The sequence below is a fragment of the Flectobacillus sp. genome (assembly GCF_049240685.1).
In the GTDB taxonomy this organism is placed as follows: Bacteria; Bacteroidota; Bacteroidia; order Cytophagales; family Spirosomataceae; genus Flectobacillus.
This window is the reverse complement of sequence record NZ_JBMLSD010000236.1, coordinates 1-10,903: the sequence shown is the minus strand read 5'-3', so window position 1 is coordinate 10,903 and position 10,903 is coordinate 1. Positions and strand designations below refer to the sequence as shown.

The 10,903-nt window shown below is 38.1% G+C and carries 9 protein-coding genes; 4 read left to right on the top strand and 5 right to left on the bottom strand.

From position 1 onward, the window contains the following. Positions 1 to 93: 93 nt before the first annotated feature. The 3 genes from ACOVQ4_RS10935 to ACOVQ4_RS10925 all read right to left on the bottom strand — a co-directional run bounded on the left by ACOVQ4_RS10935 (position 94) and on the right by ACOVQ4_RS10925 (position 2,307). Entirely contained in the window at positions 94 to 723 is a 630-nt protein-coding gene (locus ACOVQ4_RS10935) for a uridine kinase family protein (RefSeq protein ID WP_421820681.1), read from the bottom strand. Between the two features lie 218 nt (positions 724 to 941). Further along, positions 942 to 1,661 (bottom strand): LytR/AlgR family response regulator transcription factor, encoded by a 720-nt coding sequence (locus ACOVQ4_RS10930; protein WP_421820680.1) that lies wholly within the window; start codon positions 1,659 to 1,661, stop codon positions 942 to 944. A 13-nt stretch (positions 1,662 to 1,674) separates the two neighbouring features. Next, the gene (locus tag ACOVQ4_RS10925; protein ID WP_421820679.1) at positions 1,675 to 2,307 is read right to left on the bottom strand and encodes a sensor histidine kinase; all 633 of its coding nucleotides are present in this window, start codon (positions 2,305 to 2,307) and stop codon (positions 1,675 to 1,677) included. 865 nt (positions 2,308 to 3,172) lie between these two features. Between ACOVQ4_RS10925 and ACOVQ4_RS10920 the strand changes: the two genes are divergently transcribed. From ACOVQ4_RS10920 to ACOVQ4_RS10905, 4 genes are all read left to right on the top strand, one after another. Beyond that, complete coding sequence (locus ACOVQ4_RS10920; protein ID WP_421820678.1) at positions 3,173 to 4,279, top strand: Mrp/NBP35 family ATP-binding protein; 1,107 nt, start codon at positions 3,173 to 3,175, stop codon at positions 4,277 to 4,279. A gap of 157 nt (positions 4,280 to 4,436) precedes the next feature. Continuing rightward, positions 4,437 to 4,688, top strand: coding sequence for a NifU family protein (locus tag ACOVQ4_RS10915; RefSeq protein WP_421820677.1), 252 nt, complete (start codon positions 4,437 to 4,439; stop codon positions 4,686 to 4,688). Between the two features lie 191 nt (positions 4,689 to 4,879). Next, positions 4,880 to 5,917, top strand: coding sequence for a thioredoxin family protein (locus tag ACOVQ4_RS10910; protein WP_421820676.1), 1,038 nt, complete (start codon positions 4,880 to 4,882; stop codon positions 5,915 to 5,917). 244 nt (positions 5,918 to 6,161) lie between these two features. Next, the gene (locus ACOVQ4_RS10905) at positions 6,162 to 7,946 is read left to right on the top strand and encodes a D-alanine--D-alanine ligase family protein (protein ID WP_421820675.1); all 1,785 of its coding nucleotides are present in this window, start codon (positions 6,162 to 6,164) and stop codon (positions 7,944 to 7,946) included. Between the two features lie 234 nt (positions 7,947 to 8,180). On the opposite strand, the gene ACOVQ4_RS10900 is transcribed toward ACOVQ4_RS10905, so the two are convergent. Together ACOVQ4_RS10900 and ACOVQ4_RS10895 are read right to left on the bottom strand one after the other, a co-directional pair. After that, positions 8,181 to 9,146, bottom strand: a complete 966-nt coding sequence (locus ACOVQ4_RS10900) for a hypothetical protein (protein WP_421820674.1) — start codon at positions 9,144 to 9,146, stop codon at positions 8,181 to 8,183. A 260-nt stretch (positions 9,147 to 9,406) separates the two neighbouring features. Continuing rightward, positions 9,407 to 10,774 carry a cytochrome P450 gene (locus ACOVQ4_RS10895; RefSeq protein WP_421820673.1) on the bottom strand — a complete coding sequence of 456 codons (1,368 nt, stop codon included), beginning with the start codon at positions 10,772 to 10,774 and terminating at the stop codon, positions 9,407 to 9,409. Positions 10,775 to 10,903: the final 129 nt, after the last annotated feature.

Below are 10,903 nucleotides of genomic sequence, written 5' to 3'. Positions count from 1 at the left end.
TACTATTGATTTAATATTTCCTAAAAAAATGAAAAAGGTACGATGTGAATCATTTGTTCACATCGTACCTTTTTCTGGTAAATGTCTTAAAGCTTACTGATGAATTTTTGCTTTCAAGAAATTAATCAACACATCCAAACCTAAGTCGAAGCTATGATTGTTTGGGATTACGATATCAGCCACCTTTCTATAAGGCTTAATAAATTTCTTATAGGTTGGGTTTACGTGATTTTTCCAGCGATACATCACATCCATCAAATCGTATCCTCTTTCTTCGGCGTCGCGTTTGATACGGCGATTAAGTTTGATTTTGTTGGTGGCATCAATAAATACCTTCAAATCCAGCTGGTTGGCTACTTCGGGGTAATGGAATACAAAAATACCTTCAACAACCACAATTGGGGCGGGCTTAAAACATAACATTTTGGGTGTTACGGCCTTATTGTTGAATGTGTATTCCTCTTTGTGTACTTCCAAACCTTTTTTCAACAGCTCAACATCGTGGGCAAAAGCCTCTCCATCAATTGATTCAGGAAGGTCAAAATTTTCAACACCATTTTCATCCTTAATTTGAAGATGACGTGGGCGATAATAATTGTCTTGAGAAATCAAACAAATTTCATTTTCTGGAAAAGCCTCAAGCAATCGCTTCAGGAACAAAGTTTTGCCTGAAGCACTGCCACCAGTAATACCTACGAGATACGGTCGTTGGGGAATAGCCATTGATTGGATTAATGTTAAAGAAAATTTACTACTAAAATTCGGCCCAAACGGGCGATGAATCATGCTTATACACATAAACTCCCCCAGCCGATAGAATAGTTTCTTAGAATGGGGGAATTCTGAAAAGCGCTGAATGAAGAGTATGGAGTAATAAATCTCCATCCTTTTTCAATGCTGACTATGGTATATTTTGGCAAAGTTCGTAAAGATTCACGACTTTATTTTCGTCCTGTAATAATTTTCTTGTCTAAAGCTGTCCAAAGTTGATTACGATAAGTATCTCCAAGAGGAATAGACGTTTCGTTATCCAAGAAAATTTGGTTGCCTTCTACAAAATCTATTTTGCCTAAAGAAATAATATAAGAACGATGTACCCGAAGAAATAAATCGGGAGAAAGCGCTTCTTCAAGGTCTTTTACATTGAGTAGGGAAACAAATTTTCCTTTGGTAGTATGCACAGTAACATAATTACCGAGACCTTCCACGAAGAGTATGTCGTTGAGTTCTATTTTCTGAATTCTACTTTCAGTTTTGATAAAAACATAATCATCTGCTACACCAGCGCGTTCGTTTTCGGAGCTTCGTTTCAGAATAGACTGTGTTTTGTCTATAGCTCGCACAAAACGTTCAAATGGTACAGGTTTGACAAGATAGTCGATGTTATGATATTGATATCCTTCTAAGGCATATTCCTCGTAGGCTGTAGTTATAATGAATCGGCAGCGACTGCCCGCCAATTTCATGAGTTCAATGCCTGAGAGTTCTGGCATTCGTATATCGACAAAAGCTAAATCAACGGCCTGAGTTCGGATTAGTTCGAGTGCTTCAACTGGACTTGTAAAGGTGGCTAGTAAGTTTAGTTGAGGCAAACGCTTGACATAATTGCTTAATACATCAATGGCGGCACGTTCATCATCTATAATGATACAATTCAACATTTAAATAAAGTATTTAAAGTACTAAGTGTAGCGTTACGCTAAAGAAATCGCCCTCGTCACTAGTGGTTAGTTTGTGCCTATTAGGATAGGCAAGAAGTAAACGACGGCGGGTATTGCTCAAGCCAATACCTCCTGATTGTTTTTTAGCTTCGGAACACTTTTTATTATATGTTTTAAACGTTAAGTGGTTTTCCTTTACCGAAATTTCAATCGAAAGTGGATGATTAGGATCCATTAAATCTCCAAATTTGAAAGCATTTTCGACAAAAGTTAACAGTATTAATGGCACAATTCGACGGTACTCTAAATTGCCATTTATGTCAAATTGAACACATAACTGATTATCAAAACGTAGCTGATTCAGCTCGACATAATTTTTTATTTGCGCTACTTCTTTACCCAAATGAACTTTTCCTTCTTCGTCATCATCTTTTATGGCATAACGCATAATTTCAGAAAGTAGCATAATCCCACGAGAAAGATTTTCAGAATATTGAACAGACTGTGCGTAAAAGAAGTTTAGGGTATTATAAAAAAAGTGTGGACTGATTTGTTTTTTAAGACTAGCAAGTTCGGCTTGATTGATGGCGTCGTTCAAGCGTTGATTTTCTTGTTGATCAAATTGTTGTTGTTTTTGTTTTTCCAATAAAAGTTGAGCAAACCCATAGCTTATTGCCCAAGAAATAGTAAATGTATAAGTGCTAACCTGAAACCAAAAGTTTTGTTGACTTGACCACAAAAAAGAATCTAAAAAATGGGGTAGCAGGAAACACTGAACCAACCAATTCCATGCAACAATTATTCCAAGTGATAGGATAGCTCGTTTTAAAAACCATTCTTTCAGACTTAGCGTGGTTTGATTAGTAATGATATATTTAATTAAAAAAGTAAAAATACAAAGCTTACAAACACCATGTAGTAGGAGTATTACACTTGATTGGAGATGGTAGGGTACATTGAATATGCTATGATATACAGTCCCCTCACTAAACATGTATAACAACCATCCCAAAAGATATACCCAAACAGGCCTCAATTTGTTATTCATTCCCAAATTTACCATGAACTTATGCACAAATCCTCAAAAAAATCATCATTTTGAAAATTTCATAACCTAAGTTAAGAGACTCTATTTATTTGGCCTTATTTTAAGAATAGCTTCATACAGAATTCTGACTTGTTGACCCTCTTTCTAAACCCGTCCGCGTAAATAATTTTTAGAATTGTTTATAAATATTGAAATTTGATTTCCAAATAAAATTTGGTATAAGTACACCTCAAAAGCATTTAAAGTTTATAGTCTCTACTCCTATTTTCCCTTCAAAGGACTCACTTGTTGAGTCCTTTGTAATTTATAGCTATCGCCAATTTGGCAATTTCCTTCTTACTTCCTGTAGCTTAAAGAAACTTACGAGCTATCTTTGTAGTTAAGTTTAATAAACGATACAGATGAGATATTAATTCTTATCGAATGGCATTAGTATTTTTGCCACTAATTTCGAAAAACAATCATGGGCGATTTAAAAATCAATAAAGAAGAAATTCTCAAGGCTTTATCGACGGTTCCTGAACCAGATTTGAAAAAAGACCTCGTTACCCTCAATATGATTAAGGATATTGAGTTGGGGGTGGGTGAAGTTCGCTTTACCGTAGTACTCACAACTCCTGCGTGTCCTTTGAAAGAAAAAATTAGAAAGGACTGTGAAAATGCCATTCACGAGCTTGTAGACCCCAATCTGAGAGTGGTGATTAATATGACTGCCGATGTAACCACTACACGTTTTGGCAATTCTACGTTGTTGCCAGATGTCAAAAATATTATCGCAGTAGCTTCGGGTAAAGGCGGCGTAGGTAAGTCTACAGTAACAGCCAATTTGGCTATGGCACTCAAATTATCTGGAGCCAAAGTTGGTATTATCGATGCCGATATTTCTGGGCCTTCTATCCCTGTAATGTTTGGGGCTGAGGATATGCAACCAATGGTTCAGCAAATCGATGGCAAAAACATGATTCAGCCAATCATGCAATTTGGTATCAAAATGATTTCGATGGGCTTTTTGGCACCACAAGACAACCCTGTGCCTTGGCGTGGGCCAATGGCTACTCAGGCTTTGCGTCAGTTTTTTGGCGATACGCATTGGGGCGAATTAGATTATTTATTAATTGACCTTCCTCCTGGTACTTCCGATATTCACTTATCATTGGTACAGCTTGTGCCCGTAACTGGTGCGGTGGTAGTTACTACGCCACAAAAAGTAGCTTTGGCCGATGCTACCAAAGGATTAATGTTCTTCAGACAGCCACAAATCAATGTGCCTGTGTTGGGTGTTGTCGAAAACATGGCTTATTTCACACCAGAAGAATTACCAAACAATAAGTATTATATCTTTGGAAAAGATGGTGGTAAAGAATTAGCAGCAAAATACGAAACCGAGTTGCTCGGCTCAATTCCTTTGGTACAAGGCATCCGCGAGGGAGGCGATGAAGGCAAACCAGTCGTGATGGGAGAATCGATTATGACAAAGGCTTTCAAAGATTTAGCTGAGAATGTGGCACAACAGGTGGCTATTCGTAACGCTACAATGGATAAAACTACTCCTGTACAATTGAAAGTGTAAGTTATAACTCTACAAAAGCTAAATTTCCTAGTCTCTGTCATTATTGGTATCAAATTATTACGATATTTGTATAATAGATATTTGATATAGGCATAGAAAATTCCCTAGCTTATATATTTTTGGTCAAATGACCATCCAACCAACTTGTTATAAAAGAATGGATACAACGTTTGAGAATTCTCTAGCAGACAAAGTAGAATCGGCACTCAATAAGATTCGTCCTTATTTGGTAGCTGATGGTGGCAATGTGGAAGTGGTCGAAATCACAGACGATTCGGTTCTTCGATTAAAATTTGTGGGCGCATGCAGTTCGTGTTCGATGTCTGCCATGACTTTCAAAGCTGGTATAGAGGAAACCATTCGTCGTGAAGTTCCCGAAATTGCTCTTGTCGAAGCGGTAGTGGATTAAACCACTCGATGCTTTGCCAAAAATATACATAGCCCTTGCAAATTATTTTGCAAGGGCTATTCGTTGTTTAGGAGCAATAATCTATTTCGGATTGGGGATTTGAGATTTTACAAATAGTCCCTGTTTATAGATACTTCCGAAATCAAAAATCCGAAATCCCCAATACTTAATCATTTACTCAATAATACCGTATGAAAAAAATTGCTTTACTATTTGCCTTCGTAATTAGTTTTGTACAGTCTCAGGCACAGGTACGTGGAGGTATTAATTTCCATAAAGGAACTCTCAAAAGCGCCTTTGCTTTGGCACAAGCACAAAACAAACCTCTTTTCGTCGAAATTTATGCGATTGGTTGTCCTCACTGTGAAAATTTTAAAAAGACTTTTGATACCAACCCCAAAGTGGGGGCTTTTTACAATAAAACCTTTATCAATTATCAGTTGGAGGTAAACTCTCCTGAAGCAAGGGCTTTTCGCCAAAAACATAATATCTATGTATTATCTACGCCCCTAATGAGTTTTTGGAGTAAAGACGAAAAATTAATGCATATCCAGTCGGCTGGTGACGAGCAAAACAACGATGCCTATATCATCAACATGGGTGAGCGTGCCGTCAATTCACAAATGCAGTCAGCATCATGGAAAAATTATTTTCAGCAAGGCATGAGCGACGATAACTTTTTGATAGAATATGCCTACAATTGTCGTTTGCTTTGTGATACTACCGACAACCTTGCGGCAATGCGCACGTATGCGCAAAAACAAAAACCAGAGGTTATGTCTAGCCCCACCAACTTTTTGGTTTTACAGAAAATCATCATGGATGACGAAAACCCCTTGTTTATCCACATGATGAATCATTTGGATGAATTTAACAAAAAGTATGGGGCACAAAATGTAAAAGTTACAGCCGAAAACATTGTCATGTACAGCTTGTATTGTAGTCGTGCTCAACAATATTCGCCCGAAAAATTCACTCAAATGAAAGAGTACCTCCGTCGTTTGGGTATCGACGAGCAATCGATTCGTGGACGCTTTGTCTGGACCGAGTCAACCATCCTTTTCAAAGTAGGAAAAGACCTCGAAGCAGCCAGTTTGATTGATGCTTTTTGTAAAAATGTTAAACAAATCGACAAAAAAGATGCCGCATTCATTGAGAATTTTGTCAAAACAAAAACAACCAACACAGCAGCTCTTGAAAAATTAGACTGGATTTTTAAGAAAAAATAGGTTGATGCTTTTCGCGATAAGCACTACGCTGTAGGCAAAATGATGAAAGTCAATGACTCACTTTGCCTACAGCTTAAAGCCTACAGCAGCACACAAACTATAATGACACACTTTGCCGCCGATACATTTTATTGCCTCACCTCCCCAAAAACCCTACTGTCTCGCCTAAATTTGCTATATTGCACGCCAAAAATAGCATTCTCTTCAACGTTTAATCCCGATGGCTTTATCGGGCATTTCAAGCATGAATATAGGTATCTTCTTTGGCGGACCCGCTCGTGAACGTGAAATTAGTTTTGCAGGTGGTAAAACGGCGATGGAAAACATCGACAAATCTCTTTTTACGCCAGTTCCCATTTTTGTAGATGGCACAGGCAACTTCATCATTCTCAATGAGTCTTTGGTGTATTCGAGCTCAATTCGTGATTTTTATCCTCCAAAATCTTATCAAGGCGATTACACGATATACTCAGAATCGTTAGGACAATTGACGGATGAAGAACTAGATACCATGCTTCAGACCATTGGTACACGTATTTCGCCCGACAAGTTTAAGTCCTACATCGACTTTGCCTTTATTGCTATGCACGGCCCTGGTTGCGAGGATGGTAGTATTCAAGGTTTGTTGGAATGGTACGGTATTCCCTATTCAGGGCCAAGTGTAATGGGCTCTTCGATTGGGATTGATAAAATAGCCCAAAATGACTTGATTCGTTTGGCAGTTGGTCTTAACAAAAGGACTACTACTTTGTCTCGCCAATTGTTTGAGCAAGAGGAGGCCAGTACTTTGTTCGAACAAATCAAAGCGCAAGTTGGCTTACCATTTGTCGTGAAAGCACCACACCAAGGGTCATCTATCGGAGTAGCTTTTGTGAAAAAAGACGAAGTCAGTGATTTTGTAAAAGCCGTAAAACAATGTTTCTTTATTCGTGAGGTAAGTGCTGAAGAATGGAATACCTCTGATAAAAAAGAATTTGTTCAAAAAATGGCCAATCTTGATGAAGGTATCGGTTTGCCAGTGGCATTGAACAATGAATTAATCTATCATCCTGCTGAATTAATGACCAAACTTGATGCACATTTTGCGCAATCAAATACCAAAGCCGAACTGATTTCGAGTAATGCCGAGGATGCTGTTTTGTTTGAAAGTTTTGTAAAAGGACAAGAATTTAGTTGTGGGGTAATCCAAACGCCAGATTGCGTATCGGTGGCTTTACCACCAACCGAAATCATCGCTGGAGTAGAGGTTTTTGATTTTAAGGCAAAATATCAATCTTCTGCCACTCGTAAACGTATTCCAATTGAAACGTCATTGGAAAACCTTCATAAAGTACAAGCAGATGTCAAAAAAGCTTTTGATTCCTTAAAATTTGGTGTTTGTACACGTATTGATGGATTCCTGACGCCAGAGGGCGAAGTATTATTGCACGACCCAAATACTATTCCGGGGATGTCGCCTACTTCATTAATATTTAAGCAAATGGCCGAAATCGGTTTGAATGTAACAGATGCAATTACCTATTTCATTCGTCAGTCGATTCGTGAGCGTATTCGTACCGGAAAAAACACGATGAAGTTTCAATTACTGCTTGAAAAACTAGATGCAGCCATTGCCGCTCGTATTGCGAGCCTGGGCGCTCGTAAGCAAGTAGCGTTTTTGTTTGGTGGATTCGATGCCGAAGCGCAGGAGGCCTCTTATGCAGAAGCCAAAAAAGCGTATGGTCGTTTGGCAGCTAGTGCAGAAGTACTCCCTGTACCAATTTTTGTGATAGGAAGCGATGCTTCTTCGGCAAAGTATTATAAGCTTCCTACGAATATCATGTTCAAAGAATTTGCAGAAGATATTGTAAAAGCATTGGATGGCTCTGTACACCCCTTGATTACTCAAACGCGTATCAATGCTGAAGCGATTACGCTACATTTTACGGGTAAATTGGTAGGCACTGTCGAAGAAATCGACTTATCCACAATCTTATCAACATGCCAAGCTCAACAGAACTTTGTAACTGGCTTGGAGATAGATTTGTAGTATTGAGTGAATGTTTGGTTATTTGTATATGAAATTCATTTGTAGAGACGCAATGATTGCGTCTTAAATCGAGTGAAATCTAGCATAGTAGCAACAAAAAAAGCGGTCGAAAAACAATTTTCGACCGCTTTTTTTGTTGCCAGACAAAATTCAACATTGGCTGTAAATTATTACGTCTCTAAGATTGATATATCAATTTTAAATCCTCATTCACTATATCTCCATTCACTCAATTTACTTCACCGTAAATACTCCTTGACCAATCTTGAAGCCTTCAGCATACAATTCTACCGAGTAGTTTCCTGAATTGTATTTAGAACTTTCGCCTCTACTAAAAAGCATTTCAACGCGTTGGTCGTTGTTAGTGTACTCAACTACCTTTTTGGAAGTATAGGCTGTCTCGATACCATTAAATTGGAAAATACCCGAACCTAAAGCACTATCTGAGATTACAGCGCCTGTTGGGTCAAGAATACGAAGAATAATTTCTTTTTCGTTTTGTTCAGTTAGCGGGTTCGAAGGAAGGTTGAAAATAACCAATAATTGATTCATTTTCTTAGACTTATAATTGCCTCCATCTTGTACTTTTCCACGAGAATTTACTGCCAAAACTTGAATATTAATAGCTTTTAATTGAGCACCAATTCTTACTTTTTTGGTTAATTCCTCATTTTTGCTTCGCTCTTCAGTGACCGACTGCGTGAGTACTTCACGCTCGGCACGAAGCCCTGTATTTTCGCGGACAACCCCTTCTTTTTCTTGGGTCAAGACACCTTTCTCTTTTAATAGACTCTCATTCTCAGCACGTAATTTACTGATTTGCTGATCTTTTTCATTAAGTAAGACAATGTATTCTTGGATTTTTTCTTCGTAAGTATTCTTATCAAACTTACTTGTATTTTTTAATTCAACTTTATCTTTATTTAAACGAGCCTTTAGATTTTCTAACTCTTCTACTTTTCCTCCAAGCTCTTTAATTTCTGCGATTTTGGCATCAAGTTGTGTCGAAATTGAATCCAAACGAGTACGTACAGTAGTCAGTTCTTCAATTTTTTGATTAATGATAGATTCCTGACTATCTGTTTTTTGGTTGGCGTTGTACAGCATATAACCTAATACTAGGATTACAACAGCCGCTAGTCCCAAAATGATTTTGAGCAAACTATTGTTGCTAGCATTAGATGAATTTTGATTATTCATAATAATAAAGGATAATTTTACCGTAATTATGATTGCAATAATAGAGAAAGTTTTGAACCGAAATAAATTTTTATTTGAAATATTGCCATTTTGTGCGTACTGATGAAAATCAATTATTATCGTTAAAAATAAGTGCTCATAAAAGCAACAACAAGAATTCTTAGCGAGCTGAGTTAGCCTGTTTTTGAAACAGTATGTCAATCTGGCTATTGCATAGATGCTTCTATATGTAGAAAATTTGATTGTTAGGGCTATAGTAATTATCGCTTAGTCACTTTGATAGGCATTGCGCCTTTGGGTTTCAAGGTGATTTGAGGGTCAGGAATAACTTCTTCCACTTTTTCAAAATCAAAATACTTTACTAGTAAAGACAACATAATTTGCATTTCCATCAGAGCAAAATTGTTGCCAATACAAAGTCTTGGCCCACCGCCGAAAGGAAGATATGCATAACTTGGGCGCTGTTTCGTCTGCTCAGGCAAAAAATTATCAGGATTAAACTCCTCGGGATTTGTCCAATAGGCCTTGTTTCGATGTAGTAAATATGGGCAGAAAAAGACCTGCTCATGGGCAGGAATTAGGTACTCGCCTATGGTTTGATTTTCCATCACCTGCCTACTGATAGCCCAAGCAGGAGGATATAATCGTAGCACTTCACTAACCACTTGTGAAGTATAGGTTAGCTGTCGAATATGCTCAAAATTGGGCAAATCGTCTCCTAAGATAGCTATTGCTTCATCTCGCATTTTTTGAACTATTTCGGGATGTTGCGCCAAAAGATACATTGCCCAAGACATGGCCATTGCGGTAGTTTCATGACCTGCAACAAACAACGTAACTATTTCATCTCGAAGCTGCTTGTCGGTCATTTGCTCGTTTGTATCTTCATCTTTTGCCGTAATGAGCATTTGCAGCAAATCATCAAATTGAGCGCTGGGGTCAGAGGCAAGAGCCTCCCTCCTACTACTTATGATATGTTGAATAACAGCATCTAATCGTTTTGAAGCAGCCTTAAAACGCTGATTCGTTTTGGTAGGAACCCACATCGGAAATCGAACAGGTGTACGCATCTGAATACTAAGTATTTCGTTGAGCGTATCGACATCGTGTGAAATATGTGCAATTTGATGGGTATCTATATTAGTACCAAACAACGATTTGGTGACAATCAACAAGGTGGTAGCCATCATTTCTTTGGTCATTGAAAGCGTAGTACTGCCATTTTGCTGATGCATAGCCTCTTGCCAACGTTTAACCATAACCATCGTCTCATCGTTCATAATATCTACTAACAATGCGAGCCTCTGTTTGTAAAAGGCTGGTTGGGCTAATTTGCGCTGTCGATGCCAAAATTCGCCATGGCTCGTCAATAAACCATTGCCTAAAACCTGCCCAAGAACTCTGTAGGCACGTCCTTTGACGAAAGATTTGCTATTTTCTTGTAATACATACTTGATATCCTCTGCATTGAGCAATAGATTGACCTTGAGGTATACAATCCGCAACTGTGCAATACGCTCATAGTTATTTTGAAGCTTCAGCAAAAAATTGAGAGGGTCTCGTCCAAATTCTAATGCGTGCCCAAAGAAAAAAACTCCCTTGACCACTGGGGCTTTTTTAAGAAACATAAATTGCTAGTAAGTTAGTGGGCAAAATAAAATTTAAGATTGAACTTTAGGCTTTCAGGTAACGGCTTTCGGCAGTAGGCTTTGGAAAAAAGCATGGCTGTGGTTATTAAAAAACATTCTAACACTCTT